Annotated in this window: 26 protein-coding genes; 12 read left to right on the top strand and 14 right to left on the bottom strand. The window is 61.1% G+C overall.

Annotation, left to right across the window (positions count from 1 at the left end):
* Positions 1–9 precede the first annotated feature (9 nt).
* Both hemL and JFT66_RS15365 read left to right on the top strand, forming a co-directional pair.
* Positions 10–1,293 (top strand): glutamate-1-semialdehyde 2,1-aminomutase, encoded by a 1,284-nt coding sequence (gene hemL, locus JFT66_RS15370; protein WP_198859559.1) that lies wholly within the window; start codon positions 10–12, stop codon positions 1,291–1,293.
* Positions 1,294–1,518: 225 nt separating this feature from the next.
* A complete protein-coding gene (locus JFT66_RS15365; protein WP_034117751.1) occupies positions 1,519–2,073 on the top strand; it encodes a tetratricopeptide repeat protein in 555 nt (184 codons plus the stop codon).
* A gap of 42 nt (positions 2,074–2,115) precedes the next feature.
* Here the strand turns inward: JFT66_RS15365 and JFT66_RS15360 are convergent, their stop codons facing one another.
* Positions 2,116–2,442: a DUF1820 family protein gene (locus JFT66_RS15360; protein WP_003194436.1), complete on the bottom strand. Its 327-nt coding sequence runs from the start codon at positions 2,440–2,442 to the stop codon at positions 2,116–2,118.
* 130 nt (positions 2,443–2,572) lie between these two features.
* On the opposite strand from JFT66_RS15360, the gene miaB reads away from it, so the two are divergent.
* The 5 genes from miaB (at position 2,573) to lnt (ending at position 8,012) form a co-directional block, all read left to right on the top strand.
* Positions 2,573–3,898, top strand: coding sequence for a tRNA (N6-isopentenyl adenosine(37)-C2)-methylthiotransferase MiaB (gene miaB, locus JFT66_RS15355; RefSeq protein WP_198859558.1), 1,326 nt, complete (start codon positions 2,573–2,575; stop codon positions 3,896–3,898).
* 244 nt (positions 3,899–4,142) lie between these two features.
* Positions 4,143–5,147: a PhoH family protein gene (locus JFT66_RS15350; RefSeq protein ID WP_198859557.1), complete on the top strand. Its 1,005-nt coding sequence runs from the start codon at positions 4,143–4,145 to the stop codon at positions 5,145–5,147.
* Positions 5,140–5,598: an rRNA maturation RNase YbeY gene (gene ybeY, locus JFT66_RS15345; protein ID WP_034117748.1), complete on the top strand. Its 459-nt coding sequence runs from the start codon at positions 5,140–5,142 to the stop codon at positions 5,596–5,598. Before JFT66_RS15350 ends, ybeY begins: the two co-directional genes overlap by 8 nt.
* A gap of 42 nt (positions 5,599–5,640) precedes the next feature.
* The gene (locus tag JFT66_RS15340; RefSeq protein WP_010206772.1) at positions 5,641–6,480 is read left to right on the top strand and encodes an HlyC/CorC family transporter; all 840 of its coding nucleotides are present in this window, start codon (positions 5,641–5,643) and stop codon (positions 6,478–6,480) included.
* An 8-nt stretch (positions 6,481–6,488) separates the two neighbouring features.
* Positions 6,489–8,012 (top strand): apolipoprotein N-acyltransferase, encoded by a 1,524-nt coding sequence (gene lnt, locus JFT66_RS15335; protein WP_153872575.1) that lies wholly within the window; start codon positions 6,489–6,491, stop codon positions 8,010–8,012.
* A 133-nt stretch (positions 8,013–8,145) separates the two neighbouring features.
* Here lnt and JFT66_RS15330 read toward each other — a convergent pair whose 3' ends face one another.
* Both JFT66_RS15330 and JFT66_RS15325 read right to left on the bottom strand, forming a co-directional pair.
* Positions 8,146–8,907 carry a YdcF family protein gene (locus JFT66_RS15330; protein ID WP_198859556.1) on the bottom strand — a complete coding sequence of 254 codons (762 nt, stop codon included), beginning with the start codon at positions 8,905–8,907 and terminating at the stop codon, positions 8,146–8,148.
* 97 nt (positions 8,908–9,004) lie between these two features.
* Positions 9,005–9,322, bottom strand: coding sequence for a hypothetical protein (locus JFT66_RS15325; protein WP_034117745.1), 318 nt, complete (start codon positions 9,320–9,322; stop codon positions 9,005–9,007).
* A 261-nt stretch (positions 9,323–9,583) separates the two neighbouring features.
* On the opposite strand from JFT66_RS15325, the gene leuS reads away from it, so the two are divergent.
* The 5 genes from leuS to JFT66_RS15300 all read left to right on the top strand — a co-directional run bounded on the left by leuS (position 9,584) and on the right by JFT66_RS15300 (position 15,675).
* Positions 9,584–12,190 (top strand): leucine--tRNA ligase, encoded by a 2,607-nt coding sequence (gene leuS / locus JFT66_RS15320; protein ID WP_153872572.1) that lies wholly within the window; start codon positions 9,584–9,586, stop codon positions 12,188–12,190.
* 89 nt (positions 12,191–12,279) lie between these two features.
* The gene (locus JFT66_RS15315; protein ID WP_034117743.1) at positions 12,280–12,885 is read left to right on the top strand and encodes an LPS-assembly lipoprotein LptE; all 606 of its coding nucleotides are present in this window, start codon (positions 12,280–12,282) and stop codon (positions 12,883–12,885) included.
* A gap of 39 nt (positions 12,886–12,924) precedes the next feature.
* Positions 12,925–13,962 carry a DNA polymerase III subunit delta gene (gene holA, locus JFT66_RS15310; protein WP_034117742.1) on the top strand — a complete coding sequence of 346 codons (1,038 nt, stop codon included), beginning with the start codon at positions 12,925–12,927 and terminating at the stop codon, positions 13,960–13,962.
* 161 nt (positions 13,963–14,123) lie between these two features.
* Positions 14,124–14,288: an alternative ribosome rescue factor ArfA gene (gene arfA, locus JFT66_RS15305; RefSeq protein WP_003176285.1), complete on the top strand. Its 165-nt coding sequence runs from the start codon at positions 14,124–14,126 to the stop codon at positions 14,286–14,288.
* 61 nt (positions 14,289–14,349) lie between these two features.
* A complete protein-coding gene (locus tag JFT66_RS15300; protein ID WP_198859555.1) occupies positions 14,350–15,675 on the top strand; it encodes a lytic murein transglycosylase in 1,326 nt (441 codons plus the stop codon).
* A gap of 110 nt (positions 15,676–15,785) precedes the next feature.
* Here JFT66_RS15300 and JFT66_RS15295 read toward each other — a convergent pair whose 3' ends face one another.
* The 11 genes from JFT66_RS15295 to rsfS form a co-directional block, all read right to left on the bottom strand.
* On the bottom strand, positions 15,786–16,715 hold the full coding sequence (locus tag JFT66_RS15295) for a S66 peptidase family protein (RefSeq protein ID WP_198859554.1): 930 nt from the start codon (positions 16,713–16,715) through the stop codon (positions 15,786–15,788).
* Positions 16,716–16,833: 118 nt separating this feature from the next.
* Positions 16,834–17,835 (bottom strand): lipoyl synthase, encoded by a 1,002-nt coding sequence (gene lipA / locus JFT66_RS15290; protein ID WP_161793250.1) that lies wholly within the window; start codon positions 17,833–17,835, stop codon positions 16,834–16,836.
* A 25-nt stretch (positions 17,836–17,860) separates the two neighbouring features.
* A complete protein-coding gene (gene lipB, locus JFT66_RS15285; RefSeq protein WP_153839459.1) occupies positions 17,861–18,508 on the bottom strand; it encodes a lipoyl(octanoyl) transferase LipB in 648 nt (215 codons plus the stop codon).
* Entirely contained in the window at positions 18,508–18,783 is a 276-nt protein-coding gene (locus JFT66_RS15280) for a DUF493 domain-containing protein (protein WP_034117737.1), read from the bottom strand. The genes lipB and JFT66_RS15280 overlap by 1 nt, the downstream gene beginning before the upstream one ends.
* Before the next feature lie 85 nt (positions 18,784–18,868).
* Positions 18,869–20,026, bottom strand: a complete 1,158-nt coding sequence (locus JFT66_RS15275) for a D-alanyl-D-alanine carboxypeptidase family protein (RefSeq protein WP_034117736.1) — start codon at positions 20,024–20,026, stop codon at positions 18,869–18,871.
* Positions 20,027–20,208: 182 nt separating this feature from the next.
* The gene (locus tag JFT66_RS15270; RefSeq protein WP_153872569.1) at positions 20,209–21,213 is read right to left on the bottom strand and encodes a septal ring lytic transglycosylase RlpA family protein; all 1,005 of its coding nucleotides are present in this window, start codon (positions 21,211–21,213) and stop codon (positions 20,209–20,211) included.
* Entirely contained in the window at positions 21,213–22,223 is a 1,011-nt protein-coding gene (mltB, locus tag JFT66_RS15265) for a lytic murein transglycosylase B (RefSeq protein WP_034117734.1), read from the bottom strand. The genes JFT66_RS15270 and mltB overlap by 1 nt, the downstream gene beginning before the upstream one ends.
* A gap of 17 nt (positions 22,224–22,240) precedes the next feature.
* The gene (gene rodA / locus JFT66_RS15260) at positions 22,241–23,344 is read right to left on the bottom strand and encodes a rod shape-determining protein RodA (RefSeq protein ID WP_052224527.1); all 1,104 of its coding nucleotides are present in this window, start codon (positions 23,342–23,344) and stop codon (positions 22,241–22,243) included.
* Positions 23,345–23,375: 31 nt separating this feature from the next.
* A complete protein-coding gene (gene mrdA, locus JFT66_RS15255) occupies positions 23,376–25,274 on the bottom strand; it encodes a penicillin-binding protein 2 (protein WP_153872567.1) in 1,899 nt (632 codons plus the stop codon).
* Between the two features lie 15 nt (positions 25,275–25,289).
* Entirely contained in the window at positions 25,290–25,757 is a 468-nt protein-coding gene (rlmH, locus tag JFT66_RS15250) for a 23S rRNA (pseudouridine(1915)-N(3))-methyltransferase RlmH (RefSeq protein WP_003176297.1), read from the bottom strand.
* 9 nt (positions 25,758–25,766) lie between these two features.
* Positions 25,767–26,261 carry a ribosome silencing factor gene (rsfS, locus tag JFT66_RS15245; protein WP_003176298.1) on the bottom strand — a complete coding sequence of 165 codons (495 nt, stop codon included), beginning with the start codon at positions 26,259–26,261 and terminating at the stop codon, positions 25,767–25,769.
* Between the last annotated feature and the right edge of the window lie 2 nt (positions 26,262–26,263).

The raw sequence follows: 26,263 nt of genomic DNA, 5'->3' as shown, positions 1-26,263 counted from the left end.
AGCCCGATCATGTCCCGTTCCGAAACCCTGTTTGCCAATGCCCAGAAACACATCCCCGGTGGTGTGAACTCCCCCGTGCGTGCGTTCAAGAGCGTGGGTGGCACGCCGTTGTTCTTCAAGCATGCCGAGGGTGCCTACGTCACCGACGAAGATGACAAGCGCTACGTCGACTACGTCGGCTCCTGGGGCCCGATGATCCTTGGCCACAGCCATCCGGATGTATTGGAGGCTGTGCGCCAGCAACTGCAACACGGCTTGTCCTATGGCGCACCGACCGCCATGGAAACCGAAATGGCCGATCTGGTGTGCAGCATCGTGCCGTCGATGGAAATGGTGCGCATGGTCAGCTCCGGCACCGAGGCCACCATGAGTGCTATCCGCCTGGCCCGTGGTTTCACCGGCCGCGACAGCATCATCAAATTCGAAGGCTGCTACCACGGCCATTCCGACAGCCTGCTGGTGAAAGCCGGTTCCGGCCTGCTGACTCAAGGTGTACCGAGTTCGGCTGGCGTACCGGCGGCCTTCGCCAAACACACCCTGACCCTGCCGTTCAACGACATTGCCGCCGTCGAGCAGATGCTCAGCGAAGTCGGCCAGGACGTGGCGTGCATCATCGTCGAGCCGGTGGCTGGCAACATGAACTGCGTACCGCCGTCCCCGGGCTTCCTCGAAGGCCTGCGCGAGCAGTGCGACAAGCACGGCGTGGTGCTGATTTTTGACGAAGTGATGACCGGTTTCCGCGTTGCCCTCGGTGGCGCCCAGGCTTACTACGGCGTCACGCCGGACCTGAGCACCTTCGGCAAGATCATTGGCGGCGGCATGCCGGTGGGCTGCTTTGGCGGCAAGCGCGAAATCATGCAGCACATCGCGCCGCTGGGCCCGGTGTACCAGGCTGGCACCTTGTCAGGTAACCCGCTGGCAATGGCCGCCGGCCTGACCACCCTGCGCCTGATCAGCCGCCCGGGCTTCCACGCCGAGCTGACCGACTACACCACCCGCCTGCTCGACGGCCTGCAACAACGCGCCGACGCCGCCGGTATCCCGTTTGTCACCACCCAGGCCGGCGGTATGTTCGGCCTGTACTTCAGTGGTGCCGACGATATCGTCACCTTTGATGACGTGATGGGTAGCGATGCCGACCTGTTCAAGCGCTTCTTCCACCTGATGCTGGAAGGCGGCGTGTACCTGGCACCAAGCGCCTTCGAGGCTGGCTTTACTTCGATCGCCCATGGCGATGCTGAGCTGAAACTGACCCTCGATGCCGCCGAACGCGCCTTCGCCGCCCTGAAATAAGTGACGGCTACCTCTGACGCTGCCCCGGGCAGCGTCAGATTTGCTACTTTGCTTACAGAGATTTCCTGCATTTTTCGAGAATTGTCCTGCAAACCGGCAGATAACTTGCCCAAGCAGCAGAAAAACGAGTAAAGACTTTGTAAGCAGAGGCCTGCTTATTTCATAATGCGCGCTTATTGGACTCCCCGAGGGTCCGCGTGCCCCGTCAGAGGTAAGTCGATTCCCATGAAACGCACCGGCCGCACCCTGGTTCTGGGCTGCCTGTTGCTCCTTCAGCCGCTGCTGGCACATGCCCAAGCAGGCGGCAACTCGTTGTTAATCCCAGCGATGGGTCGTTGCACCCTCAATACCCAGCCAGACAGCCAGGCCGAAGCCCTGAGCGCGTGCCAGAAACAGGCCGACGATGGGGATGCGCAGGCGCAATACGAGTTGGGCGAGTACTACCATGACAGCAAGAACCCCGCCCTCGACCTCAACAAAGCGTTGAGCTACTTCGAGAAAGCCTCGTTGCAGGGCCATGCCCAGGCGCAATTCCAGCTGGGCAATATGTTCTTTCGCGGCGAAGGCGTGCCGGCCAATAACGTCCAGGCGTACATCGTGCTGAAAATGGCCGCGGTCAACGGCGCCGAAGACGCACTGGACACCGCCGACGAAGTCGCCGAGCACATGCAACGCGATGAGCTTGAAGTGGCTACCCAGGTGCTGGGGCAAATCTTCCGTAATTACCTGCAGGAATTGCAGAGTGCCGATGGGCGATCGCCGTTCTCACCCTTGCCCTGATTTCAGCTGAACCCTGCGATGGGCACACCTCGGTCTAACGCCCTACTTCTCAGGCATCGGCATCGGAAACGGCATGACATTGCTCGTGCCCCGCGCCTCGCTGATCTTTGGCGTGCCCAGGCGCTCGACTTCATCGATGCGCACAATCGAATGCATGGGCACAAAGCTGCGCACCACGCCTTCAAACTGAGCCTTGAGCTTTTCTTCGCCCGGGTCGACGACCAGCTGGGTGCGCTCCCCAAAGACGAATTCTTCCACTTCCAGGAAGCCCCACAGATCACTTTGATAGATCTGCTTGGCGTACATTTCGAACACCTGGCCCTGGTTGAGGAAAATCACCTTGTAGATTGGAGCTTCACGTTTGGTCATGGTGGGCGGGGAACACATGGGGATATAAAAGAGGGCGCGAACTATAGCATGGCACCCGATGCACAGCGCTAGGAACCGATGGGCATGACCCCTATAATGCGCGGTTCTTTACCACCAGTTGACGATTCCCATGGCCAAGAAGCTTTATATCGAAACCCACGGTTGCCAGATGAACGAGTACGACAGCTCGCGCATGGTCGACCTGCTGGGCGAACACCAGGCCCTGGAAGTCACCGCCCGCGCCGAAGATGCCGACGTGATCCTGCTCAATACCTGCTCGATCCGCGAGCGGGCCCAGGACCGTGTGTATTCCCAGCTGGGCCGCTGGCGTGAATTGAAACTGGCCAACCCGGACATGGTGATCGCCGTCGGCGGTTGCGTGGCCAGCCAGGAAGGCGCCGCGATTCGCGACCGCGCACCGTATGTCGATGTGGTCTTCGGCCCGCAGACCCTGCACCGCCTGCCGGACATGATCGACGCCGCACGCATCACCAAGCTGCCCCAGGTGGACGTGTCGTTCCCCGAAATCGAGAAATTCGACCATTTGCCCGAGCCGCGCATCGACGGGCCAAGCGCCTACGTGTCGGTAATGGAAGGCTGCAGCAAGTACTGCACCTTCTGCGTGGTGCCCTACACCCGTGGTGAAGAGGTCAGCCGCCCGTTTGACGACGTGCTGTCGGAAATCATCCACCTGGCCGAAAACGGCGTGCGTGAGGTGACCCTACTGGGCCAGAACGTCAACGGCTACCGTGGTTTGACCCATGACGGGCGCCTGGCCGACCTGGCAGAGTTGATCCGCGTGGTCGCCGCCGTCGATGGCATCGAGCGCATCCGCTACACCACTTCGCACCCGCTGGAGTTCTCCGACAGCCTGATCCAGGCCCACGCCGAAGTGCCGGAGCTGGTCAAGCACCTGCACTTGCCGGTGCAATCGGGCTCGGACCGCATCCTGTCGGCGATGAAGCGCAACCACACAGCGCTGGAATACAAATCCAAATTGCGCAAATTGCGCGCCGCCGTGCCGGGCATCTGCATCAGTTCGGACTTTATCGTCGGCTTCCCGGGCGAAACCGAAAAAGACTTCCAACAGACCATGAAGCTGATCGAGGACGTCGGTTTCGACTTCTCCTACTCGTTCGTCTACAGCCAGCGCCCGGGCACACCGGCGGCGGACCTGGTGGACGAAACCCCGGAGGAGCTGAAAAAGGAACGCTTGAACGCGCTGCAACACCGCCTCAACCAGCAGGGCTTCGAAATCAGCCGACAGATGGTCGGTTCGATCCAGCGCATCCTGGTCACGGATTACTCGAAGAAAGACCCGGGTGAATTGCAGGGGCGCACCGAGAACAATCGCATCGTCAACTTCCGCTGCAATACTCCAACCCTGATTGGCCAGTTTGCCGATGTACACATCGATGCCGCGCAACCGCACTCGTTGCGTGGGTCGTTGGTCTAGTAACCCATCGGTATTTCTGTCTGATGGAGATCAAAATGTGGGAGCGGGCTTGCTCGCGAATGCAGTGTGTCAGTCGATGCATATACCGACTGATTCACCGCATTCGCGAGCAAGTCGAATCGTCGCACCGCCGCTCCCACATGGGATCCACGCCACACTCAGCCCATTTAAGTGCTTTCGCACACCGGCGCGTGGCGTTATCCTCTCTATCACCTAAACAGCCAAAGGGCGGCTAAAAGCAACCTTGAACGCACCCATAGCAGAACCCCATCGCTTTCTCCTCGAGCCGTTTGAGGCTCGCCGTTTCGCCAACCTGTGCGGACAGTTCGACGAGCACCTGCGCCTGATCGAACAACGCCTGAGCATCGAGATCCGCAACCGCGGCAATCAGTTCGAGCTCATTGGTGAACCCCAACAAACCACGTCTGCAGAAAACCTGCTGCGCCGCCTCTACCGCGAAACCAAGGGTAGTGAGCTGTCGCCGGAAACGGTGCACCTGTACCTGCAGGAATCCGCCGTGCAAGACCTGGCCAATAACCCGGTGGCCGAAGCCAGCGTGGCCCTGCGTACCAAAAAAGGCATGATTCGCCCACGCGGCTTGAATCAGCAGAAGTACGTCAAGGAAATCCTCGGCAACGACATCAACTTCGGCATCGGCCCAGCCGGTACCGGCAAAACCTACCTGGCCGTGGCCTGTGCGGTCGATGCCCTGGAACGCGAGCAAGTGCGGCGCATCCTGCTGGTGCGTCCGGCAGTCGAGGCAGGCGAAAAGCTTGGCTTCCTGCCCGGCGACCTGGCCCAGAAGATCGACCCGTACCTGCGCCCGCTCTACGACGCACTCTACGAGATGCTCGGCTTTGAATACGTGGCCAAGCTGATCGAGCGCCAAGTGATCGAGATCGCCCCGCTGGCCTACATGCGTGGCCGTACCCTGAACAACAGCTTCATCATCCTCGACGAAAGCCAGAACACCACCGTCGAGCAGATGAAGATGTTCCTCACCCGTATCGGTTTCGGCTCCACGGCCGTGATCACCGGTGACGTCACCCAGGTCGACCTGCCCAAGGGCACCAAGTCCGGGCTGGCCCAGGTGATCGAGGTGCTCAAGGACGTGCCGGGCATCAGCTTTACGCACTTCATGCCCAAGGACGTCGTACGCCACCCGCTGGTGCAGCGCATTGTCGAGGCCTATGAGCGTTTCGACCATAAGGACGACGCACCGGCCAAGGACGTTCGCCGCGATGCTTGAGCTAGACCTGCAGCTGGCCACCGACGCGCCCGCCCCCAGCGAAGAACAGTTCCGTCAATGGTGCACCCTGGCCTTGCGCCAGCGCAGCGCTGACTCGGAACTGACCATTCGTCTGGTCGACGAGCCCGAAGGCCGCGACCTGAACCACACCTGGCGCCAGAAGGACTACGCGACCAATGTGCTGTCCTTCCCCGCCGACGTACCGGATGAGCTGCTGGATATCCCGTTGCTGGGCGACCTGGTGATCTGCGTCGAAGTGGTCGAGCGTGAGGCGAAGGAACAAAACAAGGAACTTGAGGCCCATTGGGCCCATCTAGTCATCCACGGCTGCTTGCATCTCTTGGGTTACGACCATATAGACGATGACGAAGCCGAAGAAATGGAAGCACTGGAACGAACGTTGCTTGCAGAACTGGGTCACCGCGACCCATACGCAGACGACGAAAACTGATCAACACTCAACTGTCATATCAAAGGATTTAGAGTAATCGCTATGAGCGAAGACCGATCGAGCAACGGGCAGAAGTCATGGCTGGGTAAACTGACCCAGGCTTTTGCCCACGAGCCGAAAAACCGCCAGGAGCTGCTGGAGCTGCTGCGCGAGGCCCACCAGAACAAGTTGCTGGACAGCGAAGCGCTGGCCATCGTCGAAGGCGCCATCCAGGTGGCTGACCTGCAAGTACGGGACATCATGGTCCCGCGCTCGCAGATGATCAGCATCAAGGCGACCCAGACCCCACGGGAATTCCTCCCGGCCGTGATCGACTCGGCGCACTCGCGCTACCCGGTGATCGGTGAAAGCCATGACGACGTCATGGGTGTCCTGCTGGCCAAGGACCTGCTGCCGCTGATCCTCAAGGAGAACGGTGACAGCTTCAACATCAAGGACCTGCTGCGTCCGGCCACCTTCGTACCTGAATCCAAGCGCCTGAATGTGCTGCTGCGCGAATTCCGCGCCAACCACAATCACATGGCCATTGTGATCGACGAATACGGCGGCGTGGCGGGCCTGGTGACCATCGAGGACGTGCTGGAACAGATCGTCGGCGACATCGAAGACGAGCACGACGTCGAAGAAGACAGCTACATCAAGCCGCTGCCCAGCGGTGATTTCCTGATCAAGGCGCTGACGCCGATCGAGAACTTCAACGAGTTCTTCGACAGCGAGTTCTCCGACGATGAGTTCGACACGGTCGGCGGCCTGGTGATGAGTGCGTTCGGGCATTTGCCCAAGCGTAACGAAACCACCGAGATTGGCGCCTATCGCTTCCGCATCCTGAATGCTGACAGCCGCCGTATTCACTTGATTCGCCTGACACCTATTGCCCGCTAAGGATTGATATGCGCCGTCTGACCCGCCCCGGCTGGCCCGGTAATTTGCTGGCCGTGGTGGCCGGCGCCATCACTACCCTGGCGCTGGCGCCGTTCGATATCTGGCCGTTGGCACTGGTAGCGGTCGGTTTGTTCTATATCGGCCTGCGGGAGCTGACACCGCGCCAGGCCCTGGGCCGTGGCTGGTGTTTCGGCTTCGGCCTGTTTGGTGCCGGTACCAGCTGGATCTACTACAGCATCCACCACTTCGGCGGCGCTTCGGTGCTGCTGGCGGGGTTCCTGATGCTGCTGTTCACCGCCGCCATTGCCTGGTTCTTTGCCCTGCCCGCCTGGTTGTGGGCGCGCTGGCTGCGCCGCAATGAAGCGCCATTGGCAGATGCACTGACCTTCGCGGCGTTGTGGGTCGGCCAGGAAGCGTTTCGTGGCTGGTTCCTCACCGGTTTCCCCTGGTTGTACTCCGGTTACAGTCAACTCGACGGCCCGCTGACCGGCCTCGCGCCGCTGGGCGGGATGTGGCTGATCTCCTTCGCGCTGGCGCTGACCGCTGCGCTGCTGTGCAACCTGCCCCGCCTGCTGGCGGGCAAGCGCAATGCCTTTATTGGCGCTGGCCTGGTGTTGTTGGTCGCGCCCTGGGCCACCGGCCTGGCGCTCAAGCATCACGCCTGGACCTCGCCCTCCGGCGCGCCGCTGAGCGTGGCCGCGATCCAGGGCAACGTCGAGCAAAGCATGAAGTGGGACCCCGAGCAGCTCAATGCGCAACTGGCCCTGTACCGCGACATGAGCCTGAGCTCCAAGCGTGTTGACCTGCTGGTATGGCCGGAAACCGCGGTGCCGGTGCTCAAGGAGTCCGTCGAGGGCTACCTGGGCATGATGGGCAAGTTTGCCGCCGACCGGAACACCGCGCTGATCACCGGGGTGCCGATTCGCCAGGAACTGCACCACCAGAAGCGCTACTTCAACGGCATCACCGTGGTTGGGGAAGGAGACGGCACTTACCTGAAGCAAAAGCTGGTGCCGTTTGGCGAGTACGTGCCACTGCAGGACATGCTTCGCGGGCTGATTGCCTTCTTCGACCTGCCGATGTCGGACTTCGCCCGCGGCCCGTCAGACCAGGCCATGCTCCAGGCCAAGGGCTATCAAATCGCGCCGTTCATTTGTTATGAGGTGGTGTACCCGGAATTCGCCGCCGGCCTGTCGGCCCAGAGCGACCTGCTGCTGACCATCAGCAACGACACCTGGTTCGGCCGCTCCATTGGCCCGTTGCAGCACCTGCAAATGGCGCAGATGCGTGCGTTGGAGGCTGGCCGCTGGATGATCCGCGCCACCAACAATGGCGTGACCGGGTTGATCAACCCGTTTGGGCAGATCACCGCGCAGATACCGCAATTCGAGCGCGGCATTCTCTACGGCGAAGTGGTACCGATGCATAACCTCACACCGTACCTGCAATGGCGTTCGTGGCCGTTGATCATTGTGTGCGTGCTGCTATTTGGCTGGGCGCTGCTGGCCGGCCGGATGTCCAAAACCGTCTAACGGGACAAACACAATACAATGTGTGAGGGGGCTTGCTCCCGATAGCGGAGTGTCAGCATCAAATGTACTGACTGACACACTGCTATCGGGAGCAAGCCCCCTCCCACATTAATCTGCATTTTAATCAGCAGAATCAGCGGTAAAACACCCGATACCCCACCTGCCCTACCGCCTCATTGATCAACTGCCCGCTCTGCCACACCGCCTTGACCTCCGGCATCCAGCCGCCGAGCGGCCGGCCGTGGTCTACGCCCAGAAAGCCCACCGGCCCGGGCACCACAGTGAAACCGGCCTTCTCAAAGCTCCACACCGAGCGCGGCATGTGCCAGGCCTGGGTCACCACTATCACGCGCTTGATGCCTTGAGGCAGCAGAATCTCGGCACTCATCTGGGCGTTCTCCCAGGTGGTGCGGCTACGTTCTTCTTTCCAGCGCACGCTGACGCCGAAATCATCCTGCATCGACACGGCCATCAACTCGGCCTCACTGGGCGGCGTACCGTAATGCAAGCCGCCACTGGTCAGCACCGGCAACCCGGACGCCTTGGCCAGACGCGCCGCATAACGCTCACGCTCCAAGCCAACGCCGGTGGGCTGGTCGCTGCCCCATGCGATATCTCCACGCTCGCGCCCAGAGCCCAGCACCACAATCGCATCGGCCCGCTGGGCTAGCGTGGCCCAGTCTTCACGGGCCAAAGGCGGTTCAGTTTCGAGGGCACGGGCACCCCATTGCACCATTACCGGCAGGCTGATCAACCACATGCCGCCGAGCCCCAAGGCAAAGCACCACCCGGCCAGGCGTGGGCGACTCCGGCGAAACCACCAGGCACACGCCAGCAACAGCAAAAAAATGCCGGGAGGCAACAACAGTTGTTTAATGAAATAGCGAAAAGGCATCGGGCATCTCCAAAGATGCCCGAAGCCTAGATGCAACGGGGTTTAGCGACAATCTTTACCAGCCTGTTTCGAGAAAATTAACGGATAGCACTGTGCTTCACTTGCACCGTACGGACCGGTTTTTCTCCGGGCCGCGGCCGGCCGCCAGATCCTTCAGCCAGATCACCTTGGCCGAACGAGGAGGCTCTTGAGCAGGCGGGGAGGCCTGCCCAGGAGAGGCGCGGTGGTGATTCAATTCCAGGTAGGTCTTGATCAGTTCAAGTTCTGCCTGGCTCAAGCCTCGCAACTCCAGCTCCAAAGGCCGTTCATCACGCAATCGGCCTGCGGTTCTTGCAGCATCCAATGCCCGACCCAGTCGGTCGATCAGTCCCTCATACAACTGCGGTTTCGTTAAAGTTCGCTGCGATTCAACCATCCCCTCACCTCATTGAAGAAATACTTGCTCCCCAATAAACAGCGTAGCCCCCGTTGCTGCACCTGCCCGGCGCCGCGACAGACGGCCCTTGCCGCGCAATCAGGGTTTCCCTCGATAGAGTGGGGTCATGTATGCTACGGCGCTTCCTGTAACTCCACTTCCCGCAGGGTTTGGGCACGGACGCGCCGCTTTTTGGTGTCGAACAACCCGGACAATGCACAGAAGAGGATTAGGCCACCCTTATCCAGTTCAAAAGTAGCCATGCACGAACAATATCAGCCCCGTGAAATAGAAAATGCCGCCCAAACCTTCTGGGACGAGCAAAAGTCCTTTGAAGTCAGTGAACAGCCAGGCAAGGAGACTTTCTACTGCCTATCGATGTTCCCTTACCCCAGCGGCAAGCTACACATGGGGCACGTGCGTAACTACACCATCGGCGACGTGATCTCTCGCTACCAGCGCATGCTCGGCAAAAACGTCCTGCAACCCATGGGTTGGGACGCCTTCGGCATGCCGGCAGAAAACGCCGCGATGAAAAACAACGTGGCGCCCGCCAAGTGGACCTACGAAAACATCGCCTACATGAAGACCCAGCTGCGCAGCCTGGGCCTGGCGGTGGACTGGTCCCGCGAAGTGACCACCTGCAAGCCGGATTACTACCGCTGGGAACAATGGCTGTTCACGCGCCTGTTCGAAAAAGGTGTGATCTACAAAAAAAGCGGCACTGTGAACTGGGACCCGATCGACCAGACCGTATTGGCCAACGAGCAGGTCATCGATGGCCGCGGCTGGCGTTCCGGCGCGCTGATCGAAAAGCGCGAAATCCCGATGTACTACTTCAAGATCACCGCCTACGCGGATGAGCTCTTGTCGAGCCTCGACGACCTGCCGGGCTGGCCTGAACAGGTCAAGACCATGCAGCGCAACTGGATCGGCAAGTCCAAGGGCATGGAAGTGCAGTTCCCGTACAACGTCGATTCCATCGGCGAAGCCGGTGCGCTGAAAGTCTTCACCACCCGTCCGGATACGCTGATGGGTGCCACCTACGTCGCCGTCGCCGCCGAACACCCGCTGGCCACCCTGGCCGCCCGGAACAACCCTGAGCTGCAGGCGTTCATCGCTGAATGCAAAGGCGGCAGCGTGGCTGAAGCCGACGTCGCCACCCAAGAGAAAAAAGGCCTGCCGACGGGCTTGTTCGTCGAACACCCGCTGACCGGCGAGAAGCTGCCGGTGTGGGTCGCCAACTATGTGCTGATGCACTACGGCGACGGCGCCGTCATGGCCGTGCCGGCCCACGACGAACGCGATTTCGAATTCGCCACCCAGTACAACCTGCCGATCAAGTCGGTCGTGCGCACCAGCTCGGGCGACACCAACCCGGCCCCGTGGCAAGACGCCTACGGCGAGCACGGCACCCTGATCAATTCAGGTGAGTTCGATGGCCTGGACTTCGCCGGCGCCTTCGACGCCATCGAAGTCGCACTGATCAAGAAAAACCTCGGTGCCTCACGCACCCAGTTCCGCCTGCGCGACTGGGGCATCAGCCGCCAACGCTACTGGGGCTGCCCAATCCCGATCATCCACTGCGATACCTGCGGTGACGTGCCGGTGCCGGAAGATCAACTGCCCGTCGTCCTGCCGGAAGACGTGGTGCCGGACGGCGCTGGCTCGCCGCTGGCGCGCATGCCCGAGTTCTACGAGTGCAGTTGCCCGAAATGCGGCGCACCGGCCAAGCGTGAAACCGACACCATGGACACCTTCGTCGAGTCCTCGTGGTACTACGCCCGCTACGCCTCCCCGCACTATGAAGGCGGCCTGGTGGAAAAATCCGCGGCTGACCACTGGTTGCCGGTGGACCAGTACATCGGCGGCATCGAACACGCCATTCTCCACCTGTTGTATGCGCGCTTCTTCCACAAGCTGATGCGCGACGAAGGCCTGGTGAGCTCCAATGAGCCGTTCAAGAACCTGCTGACCCAAGGCATGGTGATCGCCGAGACTTACTACCGTCGTGAAGCCAATGGTGCCTACACCTGGTTCAACCCGGCGGACGTCGAGCTCGAACGCGACAGCAAAGCCAAGGTCATCAGCGCCAAACTGAAATCCGACGGCCTGCCGGTGGAAATCGGCGGCACCGAGAAGATGGCCAAGTCCAAGAACAACGGCGTTGACCCGCAGTCGATGATCGACCAGTTCGGCGCCGACACCTGCCGCCTGTTCATGATGTTCGCCTCGCCGCCTGACATGAGCGCCGAATGGTCCGACTCCGGCGTCGAAGGCTCGCACCGCTTCCTCAAGCGCGTCTGGCGCCTGGCCCATGCCCATGTCAGCCAGGGCTTGCCGGGCAAACTGGACGTCGCGGCCTTGAACGACGAGCAGAAAGCCATTCGCCGCAGCACCCACCTGGCCATCCGCCAGGCCAGCCAGGACGTAGGGCAGAACCACAAGTTCAACACCGCCATCGCCCAGGTGATGACCCTGATGAACGTGCTGGAAAAAGCCCCACAGGCTACTGAACAAGATCGCGCGCTGATCCAGGAGGGCCTGGAAACGGTTACCCTGTTGCTCGCGCCGATCACGCCGCATATCAGCCACGAACTGTGGAGCTGCCTGGGCCACAGCGGTGCCGTCATCGATGCCGGCTGGCCGGTGCAGGATGACAGCGCCCTGGTACAGGACACGCTGCAACTGGTTATCCAGGTCAACGGTAAACTGCGCGGCCAGATCGACATGCCGGCCAGCGCCAGTCGCGAAGACGTGGAAGCGGCTGCACGTATCAACGAGAACGTGCTGCGCTTTACCGAAGGCCTGACGATCCGCAAAGTGATCGTGGTGCCCGGCAAACTCGTCAACATCGTCGCCAGCTAAATCGGATCTGGCGCGGGGCTTGGGCCCTGCGCCGAACTAAACCTTTAGGGCCTCGAGAAGGCCCACATGGTTTCAAGGGGAGCAACAAAATGATCAAACGCAATCTGCTGGTTATGGGCCTTGCCGTGCTGTTGAGCGCTTGCGGCTTCCAGCTGCGCGGTACCGGTACCAATGAGTTGTCGCTCAAAGAGCTCGACGTCAGCGCCCGCAACGCCTACGGCGAGACCGTCACCCAGCTGCGCCAGACCCTGGAAAACAGCGGCGTGCATGTCTACAACGGCGCGACCTACAAACTGATCCTGACGGATGAGAAAGAAACCCAGCGCAATATCAGCTACGCCAGTGCCGGCCGTGCGTCCGACATCGAGTTGAACACCGCGCTCAACTTCGAAGTGCAAGGCCGTGACAACCTGCCGCTGATGGGTGACAAGATCCAGGTGCAGAAAGTGGTGAGCCACGATGGCAACAACCTGGTAGGTTCGGACTCCGAGACCATCCAGGTGCGCAAGGAAATGCGTCGTGAGCTGATCCAGCGCATGATGACTCGCCTGCAAATGCTGACCCCGGAAAAGCTGGCCGCCCTGCAGCAAACTGCCGACAACAAGGCCAAGGCTGACGCCGATGCCCTGAAAGCCGCGCAAGAGTATGAAGACAACACGCCGAAACAATCGCCTGTTGAAGTCCCTGTCGAGTAAGCCAGACGGGGCGCCCCTGGCGCCCCGTTCGACCCGCCTATGAAACTCGCCCCCGCCCAACTCGCCAAACACCTGCAAGGTGGCCTCGCGCCTGTCTACATCGTCAGCGGCGATGACCCGTTGCTGTGCCAGGAAGCGGCCGACGCTATCCGCACCGCCGCGCGCCAGCAAGGCTTCGATGAACGCCAGGTCTTCAGCGCCGATGCCAGTTTCGACTGGGGCACGCTGTTGCAGGCCGGTGCCAGCATGTCGTTGTTTGCCGAAAAGCGCCTGCTGGAACTGCGCCTGCCCTCGGGCAAGCCTGGCGACAAAGGTGCGGCGGCGTTGATGGAATATTGCTCGCGCCCTGCCGAAGACACTGTGTTGCTGGTCAGCTTGCCCAAGCTCGACGGCAGCGCGCAGAAAACCAAGTGGGGCAAGGCGCTGGTAGAAGGCCCGCAAACCCAGTTCATCCAGATCTGGCCAGTGGACAGCAACCAGCTGCCGCAGTGGATTCGCCAGCGCCTGTCACAATCGGGGCTGGCGGCGACACAAGATGCGGTAGAGCTGATCGCCGCCCGGGTCGAGGGCAACCTGCTTGCCGCCGCCCAGGAGATCGAAAAGCTCAAGCTGATGGCCGAGGATGGGCAGATCACCGTCGAAACCGTGCAAGGCGCAGTGGCTGATAGCGCTCGCTTTGATGTGTTCGGGCTGGTCGACGCAATCCTCAACGGTGAACCCGCCCACGCCCTGCGCATGCTCGAAGGTCTGCGCGGCGAAGGCGTGGAACCGCCAGTGATTCTCTGGGCCCTGGCCCGGGAGTTGCGAGTGCTGGCGAACATTGCCCTGCAATACAGCCAAGGCACACCGCTGGACAAATGCTTCAGCCAGGCCCGCCCTCCGGTGTGGGACAAGCGCAAACCGCTGATGAGCAAAGCCCTGCAACGGCATTCGGCGCAACGCTGGGCGCAGCTATTGCTGGAAGCGCAGCGCATCGACGCGCAGATCAAGGGCCAGGCCACCGGTTCGCCCTGGATGAGCCTGAGCCGTTTGTCGCTGTTGATGGCTGGTCAGCGCCTGTCATTGCCCGCCGAATAACCCAGCTTTTTAAAAACACCATAAATCCAATGTGGGAGGGGGCTTGCTCCCTCCCACATTTTTACCGCGTACCTTTCCTACACGTCGTCGGGCTTTACAGCCGCTCAACTTCGGCAGATCATTTCCCCGCTCCACCTCCCCCCCAAACGAGAAATTCGACCATGAGCAAAAAGCCATCCAAGCATGGCCCCAACAAGGCCAAATCCATCATCGCCCAGCCATTGTTCCGTAGCCGCCAGGAACGCGCCGGCAAAGGCAAAGGCAGCTACCGCCGCGAAGCCTTCCAGTCTAATAGCTGGGAGGCTTCTTACTTTCTGGCTGCCTGAAGGCAAGCGCCCCTCTGGCATGATAAGGTCTGTACCTGATTTGTAACCTCTGGACCTGTGCATGCCCTCTAGTCTTTCTCGTCATTGGCACCTTCGCCAATTGATCGCTGCCTCCAGCCTCATTCTGCTTGTCGCCTGCGCGGAAAAACCTACCGCCGCGGACGCTCAACCCCTGCCCAAGCTCCAGACCGCACCGGCTGTCGCACCTGCCGTAGTTGCCCCTTTGGCGGTGGACAATCTCGACATCCAGCCGACCCAGACCTTTGCCGAATGGCAGGCTGGCTTTCGTGCGCAGGCCCTGCAAGCCGGGATCCCGGCGGCCGTCTTCGATAATGCCTTTGCCGGCGTCACCCCCGATATGGCGGTGATTCGCGCCGACCGCAGCCAGCCTGAATTTTCCCGCCCGGTGTGGGAATACATCGATGGCGCCCTGTCGCCGCTACGCGTGCGTAATGGCCAGGCTTCGCTGATCAAGTACGCCGATATCCTGCAACGCATCGAGGCGCGTTATGGTGTTGATCGCCAGGCGCTGGTCGCGGTGTGGGGCATGGAAAGCAACTTTGGCCAGTTCCAGGGCAATAATTCAGTGATCCGCTCCCTGGCGACCCTGGCTTATGAGGGCCGTCGTCACGCATTTGCACAGGCGCAGTTGCTGGCGGCGTTGCAGATCATCCAGAATGGCGATATCCAGGTCGAGCAGATGAAAGGCTCCTGGGCCGGCGCGATGGGCCAGACCCAATTCATCCCAACCGTCTACAACGCCTACGCCGTGGACTTCGACGGTGACGGTCGCCGCGATATCTGGAACAGCCCGGGTGACGCCCTCGCCTCCACCGCAAACTACCTGCAAAGCTCCGGCTGGCAGAAAGGCCAGCCGTGGGGTGTTGAAGTGCAGCGGCTGCCCTCGGGCTTCGATTACAGCCTGGCCGATGGCAGTACACGCAAAACCGTCGCTGAATGGCTGCAACTGGGAATCCAGCTGCCGCCCAGCGTGAGCCTGCCCGCCAATGTCGAGCAACTGTCCGCCGCCTTGCTGTTGCCGGCCGGCTACCGTGGCCCGGCGTTCCTGGTGCTGGATAACTTCCGCGCGATTCTCAAGTACAACAACTCGTCGTCCTATGCACTGGCGGTTGGCCTGCTGTCGGAGCGGTTTGGCGGCGGCGGCGTGATTCGGGGCAATTGGCCAAAAGATGAGCTGCCGCTGAGTCGTTCGCAACGTGTCGACCTGCAAACGGCGCTCAGCGCCAAGGGTTACGACGCAGGCAAACCGGACGGGATCATCGGCGCCAATACGCGTAAAGCAATTCGGGCGGCGCAGCAGTCGTTGGGTTGGCCGGCAGATGGATATCCGACGGTGAAGCTGTTGGAGTCGTTGCAGAGCCGATAGATCGCTTTAGGGCGGCTATAGCTTTCGCGAGCAAGCCCGCTCCCACATTTAAAATGCATTTCAAAATGTGGGAGCGGGCTTGCTCGCGAAAGCGGCCTGACAGGCGACAACTATTTAAAGACCACATCCTGCTCCAGCACCACCCGCTGCTCCCCCGCATCCAGGCGCACCAACGCGCCCATCGGCAACGTCAGGTTCGGGTCGCAATGCCCACTGCGCCAGCCGGACAACACCGGAATGCACAGCGGCTCGAAGGTCTGCTTCAGCAACCGCTCCAGTGCAACGTTATCCACACCGGCCACATCCCCCACCAGAACGCCGGCGACTTGGGCCAGCTTGCCCGCCAGGCGCAAATGAGTCAGTAGGCGGTCGATGCGATAGAGCGGCTCATTAACGTCTTCGATAAACAGGATGATGCCTTCGGCGTCGATTTCGTACGGCGTGCCCATCACCGCCGCGATCATCGACAAGTTACCGCCCAGCAAACGCCCGCAGGCAATACCTGGCTCGATGGTGGTCAACGGGTAGGCCAGCGGGTGCACAAGCACACTGCCGGCGCCCAGTTGGCCACGCAGCAGGCTGAACAAGGATAACTCGGTGGGTTGTTGCTTGCCGCCAAGCAGGTCAGCATTGAGCATCGGCCCATGGAACGTCACAAAGCCAGCATAGCGGTTGATCGCCAGGTGCAAGGCGGTGATATCGCTGTAACCCACGAATGGCTTGGGGTTGGCGCGCAACAGGTCAAAGTCCAGCGCGTCGAGCAAACGCGGCGTGCCGTAGCCGCCGCGCAGGCAGAGGATGGCATCGATTTCGGGGTTGGCGAAGGCGGCGTGCAAATCGCGCAGGCGCACTTCATCGCTGCCGGCCAGGTAGCCGTCGCGTTCGTATACCCCGGGGTAAATGCGCAGTTCGTAGCCACGGGCACACATCCATTGCCCGGCTTTTTCAACATCCAGCGCAGCAGGGCCAGCAGGGGCGATCAGGCCGATTACACCTTTGGCAGGCAGGGCGGGTACGGCAGCGGCGAGTTGAGTGGTCATCCATGGTTCTCCGTGGCTGGATTACCCAGGCACTCTAGCCACTGATGGTTGCAAACAGAAGAGGGGAAATGCGACGGCACCTGTAGGAGCGAGCAAGCTCGCTCCTACAACGGCACACTTAGGAAACCAGGCTAGCCTTGACCAGCTTGGCCTGCTCATCGGCGTGGTACGAGGAACGCACCAACGGGCCGGACGCCACGTTCTTGAAGCCCATCTTGTAACCTTCCTCGGCGAACCAGGCGAAGGTGTCCGGGTGCACGAAACGCTGCACCGGCAAGTGGCTGCGGGACGGTTGCAGGTACTGGCCCAGAGTCAGCATGTCGATGTCGTGTTCGCGCATACGCTTCATGACTTCGATGACTTCTTCGTCGGTCTCGCCCAGGCCGAGCATCAAGCCAGACTTGGTCGGAATGTGCGGCATCATCTGCTTGAATTTCTGCAGCAGGGTCAGCGACCACTGGTAGTCCGAACCCGGACGCGCAGCCTTGTACAGGCGCGGCACGGTTTCCAGGTTGTGGTTGAACACATCCGGGGGCTCGGCAGCGGTGATTTCCAACGCGACGTCCATACGCCCACGGTAGTCCGGCACCAGGGTTTCGAGCATCACGTTTGGCGACAGCTTGCGGATCTCGCGGATGCAGTCGGCAAAGTGCTGGGCACCGCCGTCACGCAGGTCGTCGCGGTCTACCGACGTGATCACCACATACTTGAGCTTCAGGTCGGCGATGGCGATGGCCAGGCTTTCGGGCTCGTTGACGTCCAGAGGCTTCGGACGACCGTGGCCCACGTCGCAGAACGGGCAACGACGGGTGCAGATGTCACCCATGATCATGAAGGTGGCGGTGCCACCGGAGAAGCACTCGCCCAGGTTCGGGCAGGAAGCCTCTTCGCACACGCTATGCAGCTTGTGTTTGCGCAGCAGTGCCTTGATACGGTCGACTTCCGGCGAAACCGGGATGCGCACGCGAATCCAATCAGGTTTCTTCGGCAGTTCGGTGGTCGGGATGATCTTGACCGGGATGCGTGCAACCTTCTCGGCGCCGCGCAGCTTGACGCCGGCTTCCACCTTGACACGCGGGGCCGGGGCTGGACGCTCAGTGATGTCCAGCGTCGGGATCATGGTTTGCACAACATCAGTAGTCATATCAATCGATTCCGCCCGTCAGGGTCGTCTGCTCTGCATAGTCGAGGTGTTTGACGAGCTGCGCGCGCAGCCGGGCACTTACCTCGGCAAATTCTATGGATGTTGCATGGTCGCTCAACTGGGTCATCGCCAGCCCGGCATACCCGCACGGGTTGATGCGCCGGAACGGCGCCAGGTCCATGTCCACGTTCAAGGCCAGGCCGTGAAAGGAACAACCGTGGCGAATGCGCAGCCCCAGAGAGGCGATTTTCGCGCCATCCACGTACACACCGGGTGCATCGGGCTTGGCCGTCGCGGTCACGCCGTAACTGGCCAACAGCTCGATCAGGCAAGCCTCCATGCGGCTGACCAGGTCACGCACGCCAAACCCCAGCTTGCGCACGTCCAGCAGCAAGTAAGCCACCAGCTGACCGGGCCCATGGTAAGTCACTTGGCCACCTCGGTCGACCTGCACCACCGGAATATCACCCGGAAGTAGTAGATGCTCCGCCTTGCCGGCCTGGCCCTGGGTGAAGACCGGCGGGTGTTCCACCAGCCAGATTTCATCCGGGGCCGAGGTGCCGCGCTCGTTGGTAAAGCGCTGCATGGCGTGCCAGACCGGCTCGTAGGCCATCCGGCCGAGCTCGCGAAAGCCCAGGACCTGTGACATCACAACACCATGTGCACGAAGCCGGTAGCCCGCAGTTCGCTGTTGATGTTGTAGAGCTGGTCCTGGTCGGTCGCAACGATGTGCAACTGGATCGTGGTGTACTTGCCGGTGGAGCTTTGACGCTCGTCCACGCGGTTGTCGTTGATCGTGGCATGTTTGCGCACGATCTCGAGAATCTTGTCCTTGCGGCCCACGCCGGTATCGCTGATCACCTTGACGGGATAATCCGTCACCGGGAATTCGATCTTTGGCGCCTTTACTTCTTTATCGGTCATGGCGTAACGGCCTCGTAAGCGGTAAGCCGTGGCGACGGGCAAAGCCCCGCGTCGGATCAACGCGGGGCTTTGCAGGTGCACACAATCAGTTGAACAAGCCGTAGAAGAATAGACGGATGCTATCCCATACGCGGCGGAAGATACCACCTTCGTCGACAGCGTCCAGTGCGATCAGGTCGGCGCTGTGCACAACCTTGTCGTCCAGCTTCACTTCGACTTTACCGATCACGTCACCCTTGGCGATTGGCGCAACCAATTGCGGGTTCAGGGTCATGCTGGCAGCAAGCTTTTTCAGCTGGCCCTTAGGCATGGTCAGGGTCAGGTCGTCGGCCAGGCCGGCCTTGACTTGCGAGGTGGCGCCCTTCCATACCGGCGCGGTCGCCAGCTCAGCACCCTTCTGGTAGAAGGTCTGGGTTTCGAAGAAGCGGAAGCCGTAGGTCAGCAGTTTTTGCGTCTCGGCCGCACGGGCCTGCTCGCTGTTGGTGCCGAATACCACGGCGATCAAGCGTTGGCCATCACGCACGGCGGACGACACCATGCAATAGCCGGCTTCGTCGGTGTGGCCGGTTTTCAGGCCGTCGACGGTCTTGTCGCGCCACAGCAACAGGTTGCGGTTAGGCTGCTTGATGTTGTTCCAGAAGAACTCCTTCTGGGAGTAGATCGCGTAGTGCACCGGGTCAACACGGATGATTGCGCGCGCCAGCACAGCCATGTCGTGAGCCGACGAGTAGTGCTCAGGGTTCGGCAGGCCGGTCGGGTTCATGAAGTGGCTGTTGGTCATGCCCAGGTCGGCGGCAGTCTTGTTCATCACGTCGGCGAACGCATCTTCGCTGCCGGCGATGTGCTCGGCCAGGGCGACGCTGGCGTCGTTACCGGACTGGATGATGATGCCGTGCAGCAGGTCGCTCACGGTGACTTGCGAGCCCACCTTGATGAACATCCGCGAACCGCCTGTGCGCCAGGCGTTTTCGCTGACGGTCACTGGATCGTTTTCGCCGATCTGGCCACGACGGATTTCCAGGGTCGCGATGTAGGCGGTCATCAGCTTGGTCAGGCTGGCCGGTGGCAGGCGCTGGTCACCATTGCTCTCGACCAGCACGTTGCCACTGGCGGCATCCATGAGGACCCAGGACTTGGCGGCCAGTTGCGGGGAGGCCGGCACCATTTCAACCGCCCAGGCGGCCGGGGTGATGATCAGCGAGATAAGCAGGCACGTACGTTTGGCTAAGGTGGTGATGTTCATCCGTCTCTCGAAATTGCTTATGGAAACTTGCCCTCGCGGGCAAAACTATTCAGACAGCCCGCTTCCAGACTGTCACGTGTTCGGTTGCCCGCTCACCCCTTGCCCCTGGGTTTTTATTGTTCACGAGCCAACAACCAGGGTTCAAGCGCGCATGCGCACCTGAGCCATCAAACCGTTACTGCTTATTCTGCGGTGACCACGCTGGGTTGCCCCAGGTTAGCCAGGCGTACGCTGTTCTGCACTTGCGCCACCTCACTGGGCGAGCCGATCGGGCCCATGCGTACACGGTGCAAGGTTTGCTGGTTACGCACGATGGAACTGATGAAGACTGGCGCGCTGACCATGCCGCTGAGCTTGGACCTTAACAGTTCTGCCGCATCCGGGTTGGCGAAAGCGCCGACCTGCAGGTACTGCCCACCAATAGTAGAAGCCCCCGGTGCTGCATGAGGAACCACTACGGTATCCGGCGCATGCTGCGCGGGTGGTGGCGTCCATTGTTCGATCTTGCCGGTCGAGGCCGTCACTTGCGGTTGCGGGGTTTGCGGTTCGTTGAGCATCAACGGCGCCGGTTTGCCACGCTGGGCCCAGTACTGGGCCGGGTCGATACCTTCGACCTTCACCCGTGCGGTACCGGTTTCGGCATAGCCGAGTTTCTTCGCGGCGGCGTAGGACAAGTCGATGATCCGGTCCGAATAGAACGGCCCACGGTCATTGACCCGCAGGATCACCGTGCGGTTGTTGTCCAGGTTGGTCACACGCACATAGCTGGGCAGCGGCAGGGTCTTGTGGGCCGCACTCATGCCATACAGGTCATACACTTCGCCGTTGGCGGTGTTCTGGCCATGGAACTTGGTGCCATACCAGGACGCAGTGCCCGATTGCACGTAGGTCCTGGATTCCTGCAGCGGGAAGTAATTCTTGCCCAGCACGGTATAGGGGTTGGCCTTGTACGGGCCGGTGTGCAGGGTCGGTGTGGCATCCGGGATCTTCGACACATCCACATCCCACCACGGCGCGCCATCTTTGTGGGCGCGGTTGATGTCCAGGCCCGGCTGGGCACGAACCACCGCGCCACCGGCCTTCTTGGCAGGCGCACGGTTAGGGCTGGTGGAGCAGCTGGCGACCAGCAGGCACAACGCGGTGAACGCCACCAGCTTGAGCGGTTTTTTGAACGGCGATACCCGCATTACTTGTTGCCCCGTGCTTGGACCAGCTCTTCTGACAGCTGATGCACGGCCATGGCGTACATCACACTGCGGTTATAACGCGTGATTGCGTAGAAATTCTTCAGGCCCATCCAGTATTCCGGGCCGTTTGCGCCTTCCAGGCGGAATGCCGTTACCGGCATGTCATCGCGTGGCGCATTCTGACTCGACCAGCCCAGCGCTCGCAACTCCCCGACGGTCTTGACCGGTTCGATACCTTGGGTCAGGCCTTCGTCGGCGCGCTCACCCGAGACATCGGCGCGAATCACCACCGGCTCGCCGGACACCCAGCCATGGCGCTTGAAGTAGCTGGCAACGCTGCCAATGGCATCGTCGGGGTTGCTCCAGATATTGATATGCCCGTCGCCGTCGAAATCCACCGCGTAGGCGCGAAAGCTGCTCGGCATGAATTGCGGCAAGCCCATGGCCCCGGCGTAGGAGCCCTTGAGGGTCAGCGGGTCGACCTGCTCTTCGCGGGCCAGCAGCAGGAACTCACGCAGCTCCTTGCGGAAGAACTCGGCGCGGGGCGGGTAATCGAAGCCCAGGGTCGACAAGGCGTCGATCACCCGGTAGCTGCCGGTGTTGCGCCCGTAGAAGGTTTCGATGCCAATGATCGAGACGATGACCTGCGCCGGTACCCCGTACTCCTGCTCGGCGCGGGCCAGTACCGCCTCGTGCTGGCGCCAGAAGTCGACGCCACGGGCTACGCGGGCGTCGGTGAGGAACATCGGGCGATACTCCTTCCACTGCTTCACACGTTCGGCGGGGCGGGAGATGGCGTCGAGGATCGCCTGCTTTTTCTGGGCTTCGCGGAACACGCCCATCAGTTGCTCACCGGCAAAACCGTAGTCGCGGGTCAGCTCACCGACAAATTCGGCGACCTGGGGTGAACCATCGTAGTCACCGGCCTGCGCCTCTTGCGTTGCCCCCAGGAGCCCAATCAGGCCCATCCAGGTCGCATGCCGAGTCGCCCAGCCGCGCATTACTTGCATTGACATCTTCACCTTATTCAAACTTGTGCGATCCATTTGCGATGCGTATGAATCGACATCAAAACCCCAAACGCTGACAGCAATGTCACCAGCGAAGTTCCGCCGTAGCTAATGAATGGCAACGGCACCCCAACCACCGGTAGCAGGCCACTGACCATACCGATGTTGACGAAAACGTAAACAAAAAAAGTCATGGTCAGGCTGCCGGCGAGCAATTTGCCGAACAACGTCTGCGCCTGGGCAGTGATCACCAGGCCGCGACCAATCAACAGCAGGTAAATCAGCAACAGTGCGCAAATGCCCACCAGGCCGAACTCTTCGCCCATCACCGCGATGATGAAGTCGGTGTGGCTTTCAGGCAAAAAGTCCAGGTGCGACTGGGTACCCAGTAACCAACCCTTACCAAATACGCCGCCGGAACCGATGGCCGCCTTGGACTGGATAATGTTCCAGCCGGTGCCCAACGGGTCGCTCTCCGGATCGAGGAAGGTCAAGATCCGTTGTTTCTGGTAGTCGTGCATGAAGAAGAACCACATGGCCACGGCTACAGGCACGGCGGCCGCCAGCACGCTGAGGATCCAGCGCCAGCGCAAGCCGCCCATAAACAGCACGAAAGCGCCGCCGGCGAGAATCAGCAACGAGGTGCCGAGGTCAGGCTGGCGCACAATCAGAATAAAGGGCACGCCGATCAGGATCAGGCTGATGCCCACATGCTTGAGTTGGGGCGGCAAGGTGCGCTTGGACAGGTACCAGGCAATGGTCGCCGGCATGAGGATCTTCATGAATTCCGACGGCTGGAAGCGAATCACCCCGGGGATGTTGATCCAGCGCGTCGCGCCCATGGCGTTGTGGCCCATGACATCCACCACCACCAGCAGTAACACGCCGGCGACATAACCCAGGGGCACCCAGCGGGCCATGAAGCGCGGCTCAAGCTGGGCGATGACCACCATCGACAACAGGCCCAGGCCGAACGAAGACGCTTGCTTGATCAGCAGGTCCCAGTTCTTGCCGCTGGCCGAATACAGCACGAACAGGCTGCCGGCCGCCAGGGTCAGCAACAGGATCAGCAACGGCCCATCAATGTGCAGGCGTTGCAGTAACGTCGCACGGCGACGCATCACGTCCTCACTGGAGAGGATGCGGTCAAAATTACTCTTCACGGGCCGTAACCTCGGGGCTTGAAGGGGGGCCGCCATACTCGGGCTTTAGCTTGCCATCGTCAGCCAGCAGCCAGGCATCCATGATCTGACGCACCACAGGCGCGGCGACGCCGGAGCCGGACTCACCGTTCTCGACCATCACCGCCACCACGATTTTCGGGTCCTCGGCCGGGGCAAAGCCGACGAACAAGGCGTGGTCACGATGACGCTCCTGAACCTTGGAACGGTCATATTTCTCGCCCTGCTTGATCGCGACCACCTGGGCCGTACCACTCTTGCCGGCAATGCGGTATTGCGCGCCGGCTGCTGCTTTGCGTGCGGTACCGCGCGCGCCGTGCATCACTTGCTGCATACCGTGGTTGACCTTGGCCCAGTCGGACGGGTCGCGCAGCACAATGTCGGGAATCGGGTTTTCATCCAGCGGTTTCTCGCCTTCGATGGTCTTGGCCAGGTGCGGACGGTTCCAGATGCCCTTGTTGGCCACCAGCGCCGTGGCCTGGGCCAGTTGCAGCGGCGTGGCCTGCATATAGCCCTGGCCGATCCCGAGAATCAGGGTTTCGCCCGGGAACCACGCCTGACGGCGGGTCGCACGCTTCCATTCCCGCGACGGCATCAAGCCGGGGGATTCTTCGAACATGTCCAGGGAGACTTTCTGACCGAGGCCGAACTTGCCCATGTAGGCAGACAGGCGATCAATCCCAAGCTTATGGGCCAGGTCGTAAAAGTAGGTGTCGTTGGAGCGCATGATCGCGGTATCCAGGTCGACATAGCCGTCACCGGAGCGGTTCCAGTTACGGTATTTGTGGTCATAGTTGGGCAGCATGTAGTAGCCCGGGTCATAGACACGGCTGGAGGCGGTGACCACGCCGGAGTCCAGGCCGGCAATCGCCACCGCCGGCTTGATGGTCGAACCTGGCGGGTACAAGCCACGCAGCACCCGGTTGAACAGCGGCCTGTCGATGGAATCGCGCAGCTCGGCATAGGCCTTGAAGCTGATCCCGGTGACGAACAGGTTAGGGTCGAAACTCGGCTGGCTGACCATCGCCAGCACTTCGCCGGTCTTCGGGTCCAAAGCCACTACCGCGCCGCGCCGCCCACCCAGAGCCATCTCGGCCGCTTCCTGCAACTTGATGTCCAGGCTCAGCACGATGTCCTTGCCCGGTACCGGGTCGGTGCGCTTGAGCACGCGCAATACGCGGCCGCGCGCATTGGTCTCGACCTCTTCGTAACCCACCTGGCCGTGCAGCTCGGGCTCGTAGAAACGCTCGATGCCGGTCTTGCCGATATGATGGGTGCCGCTGTAATTGACCGGGTCGAGGGTTTTCAGCTCTTTCTCGTTGATCCGCCCCATATAACCGACCGAGTGGGCAAAGTGTGGCCCTTGCGGATAGTGCCGCACCAACTGCGCCACCACCTCCACACCCGGCAAGCGGAATTGGTTTACTGCAATACGGGCAATCTGCTCTTCGGTCAGCTCGAACAGGATCGGCACCGGCTCGAATGGCCGGCGCCCCTGCTTCATGCGTTTCTCGAAGATCACCCGGTCTTCCGGCGTCAGTTGCAACACCTCGACGATCACATCGAGCACCTGCTGCCATTCGCCGGAACGCTCGCGGGTCATGCTCAGGCTGAAACTGGGACGGTTATCCGCAACCACCACGCCATTGCGGTCGAAGATCAGCCCGCGTGTCGGCGGAATCGGCTGCACATGCACCCGGTTGTTTTCCGACAGCGTGGAGTGATAGTCGTACTGGATCACCTGAAGGAAATACAGGCGCGCAATCAGCACGCCCAGCAACACCACCACCAAAATGGCACCGAACACGACCCGCGCGCGTACCAGACGTGCGTCTTTCTCGTGGTCCTTGATGCGGATCGGCTGGGTCATCGGGGGCGGCGCAGACTATTTGTGGTAAGGGTGCCCGGACAGGACTGTCCAGGCGCGATACAGCTGTTCACCGATCAGAATCCTTACCAACGGGTGCGGCAACGTCAGGGCCGACAGCGACCAGCGCTGGTCGGCCCGCGCGCAGACTTCCGGCGCCAGCCCTTCCGGGCCACCGACCATGAAATTGACCGTGCGCGAATCCAGGCGCCAGCGGTCCAGTTCCACCGCCAGTTGCTCGGTGCTCCAGGGTTTGCCGTGCACCTCGAGGGTGACGATGCGCTCGTTGGGGCCGACCTTCGCCAACATGGCTTCGCCTTCCTGACGGATAAAGCGCGCCACGTCGGCATTCTTGCCCCGGGTATTGAGCGGTATCTCCACCAGTTCCAACGACAGCTCGGCGGGCAGACGCTTGGCATACTCGTGCCAGCCTTCTTCCACCCACTTGGGCATGCGTGAACCGACTGCAATCAGACGCAGGCGCACAGCCGTTCCTTATTCCTGGTCTTTGTTGAGCTTGTCGAAGTGCGCGTGGCCCACTTCCGGGCTGTGGTGCTTGCCATCGGCGGCACGGCTCTGCTCGGCGCCTTTCCACAGACGCTCCAGGTCATAGAACTGGCGAGCGTTGGAAGTCATCATGTGAACGATCACGTCGTCCATGTCCAGCAGCACCCAGTCGCTGTCGCCCTTGCCTTCTTCACCCAGTGGCTTGACGCCTTGGGCTTTGACGGCTTCGCGAACCTTGTCCAGCATCGCGCCGATCTGGCGGTTGGAGGTACCGGTGGCGATGATCATGAAGTCGGTGATGCTTTGCTTGTCGCGTACGTCCAGCACCTGGATGTCCTGGGCTTTAACGTCTTCCAGGGCGGCCACGGCCACTTTTACCAGCTCTTCGCCAGCCAGTTCCGGGCCAACGTGGGCTTCAACCGGCAGCGGCGCGCTTTTGAAGGTGCCTTTGCGCTTAACTTTGCTTACGTCTTTGTTCGTCATAT

The organism is Pseudomonas sp. MF6755, from assembly GCF_016405635.1.
GTDB classification, from domain to species: domain Bacteria; phylum Pseudomonadota; class Gammaproteobacteria; order Pseudomonadales; family Pseudomonadaceae; genus Aquipseudomonas; species Aquipseudomonas haemolytica.
This window is presented reverse-complemented; position numbering and strand designations above follow the sequence as displayed.

Excerpts from the sequence above, each read along its gene's own strand:
- rodA (WP_052224527.1), bottom strand. The coding sequence starts at position 23,344 with ATGCGTCGCCGTGCGACGTTACTGCAACGCCTGCACATTGATGGGCCG.
- JFT66_RS15300 (WP_198859555.1), top strand. The coding sequence starts at position 14,350 with ATGCCCTCTAGTCTTTCTCGTCATTGGCACCTTCGCCAATTGATCGCT.
- JFT66_RS15330 (WP_198859556.1), bottom strand. The coding sequence starts at position 8,907 with ATGCCTTTTCGCTATTTCATTAAACAACTGTTGTTGCCTCCCGGCATT.
- JFT66_RS15280 (WP_034117737.1), bottom strand. The coding sequence starts at position 18,783 with ATGACCGATAAAGAAGTAAAGGCGCCAAAGATCGAATTCCCGGTGACG.
- JFT66_RS15360 (WP_003194436.1), bottom strand. The coding sequence starts at position 2,442 with ATGACCAAACGTGAAGCTCCAATCTACAAGGTGATTTTCCTCAACCAG.
- JFT66_RS15365 (WP_034117751.1), top strand. The coding sequence starts at position 1,519 with ATGAAACGCACCGGCCGCACCCTGGTTCTGGGCTGCCTGTTGCTCCTT.
- JFT66_RS15340 (WP_010206772.1), top strand. The coding sequence starts at position 5,641 with ATGAGCGAAGACCGATCGAGCAACGGGCAGAAGTCATGGCTGGGTAAA.
- JFT66_RS15295 (WP_198859554.1), bottom strand. The coding sequence starts at position 16,715 with ATGACCACTCAACTCGCCGCTGCCGTACCCGCCCTGCCTGCCAAAGGT.
- lnt (WP_153872575.1), top strand. The coding sequence starts at position 6,489 with ATGCGCCGTCTGACCCGCCCCGGCTGGCCCGGTAATTTGCTGGCCGTG.
- ybeY (WP_034117748.1), top strand. The coding sequence starts at position 5,140 with ATGCTTGAGCTAGACCTGCAGCTGGCCACCGACGCGCCCGCCCCCAGC.
- rsfS (WP_003176298.1), bottom strand. The coding sequence starts at position 26,261 with ATGACGAACAAAGACGTAAGCAAAGTTAAGCGCAAAGGCACCTTCAAA.
- JFT66_RS15275 (WP_034117736.1), bottom strand. The coding sequence starts at position 20,026 with ATGAACATCACCACCTTAGCCAAACGTACGTGCCTGCTTATCTCGCTG.
- JFT66_RS15315 (WP_034117743.1), top strand. The coding sequence starts at position 12,280 with ATGATCAAACGCAATCTGCTGGTTATGGGCCTTGCCGTGCTGTTGAGC.
- leuS (WP_153872572.1), top strand. The coding sequence starts at position 9,584 with ATGCACGAACAATATCAGCCCCGTGAAATAGAAAATGCCGCCCAAACC.
- lipB (WP_153839459.1), bottom strand. The coding sequence starts at position 18,508 with ATGTCACAGGTCCTGGGCTTTCGCGAGCTCGGCCGGATGGCCTACGAG.
- lipA (WP_161793250.1), bottom strand. The coding sequence starts at position 17,835 with ATGATCCCGACGCTGGACATCACTGAGCGTCCAGCCCCGGCCCCGCGT.
- mrdA (WP_153872567.1), bottom strand. The coding sequence starts at position 25,274 with ATGACCCAGCCGATCCGCATCAAGGACCACGAGAAAGACGCACGTCTG.
- hemL (WP_198859559.1), top strand. The coding sequence starts at position 10 with ATGTCCCGTTCCGAAACCCTGTTTGCCAATGCCCAGAAACACATCCCC.
- holA (WP_034117742.1), top strand. The coding sequence starts at position 12,925 with ATGAAACTCGCCCCCGCCCAACTCGCCAAACACCTGCAAGGTGGCCTC.
- JFT66_RS15270 (WP_153872569.1), bottom strand. The coding sequence starts at position 21,213 with ATGCGGGTATCGCCGTTCAAAAAACCGCTCAAGCTGGTGGCGTTCACC.
- mltB (WP_034117734.1), bottom strand. The coding sequence starts at position 22,223 with ATGCAAGTAATGCGCGGCTGGGCGACTCGGCATGCGACCTGGATGGGC.
- JFT66_RS15325 (WP_034117745.1), bottom strand. The coding sequence starts at position 9,322 with ATGGTTGAATCGCAGCGAACTTTAACGAAACCGCAGTTGTATGAGGGA.
- arfA (WP_003176285.1), top strand. The coding sequence starts at position 14,124 with ATGAGCAAAAAGCCATCCAAGCATGGCCCCAACAAGGCCAAATCCATC.
- miaB (WP_198859558.1), top strand. The coding sequence starts at position 2,573 with ATGGCCAAGAAGCTTTATATCGAAACCCACGGTTGCCAGATGAACGAG.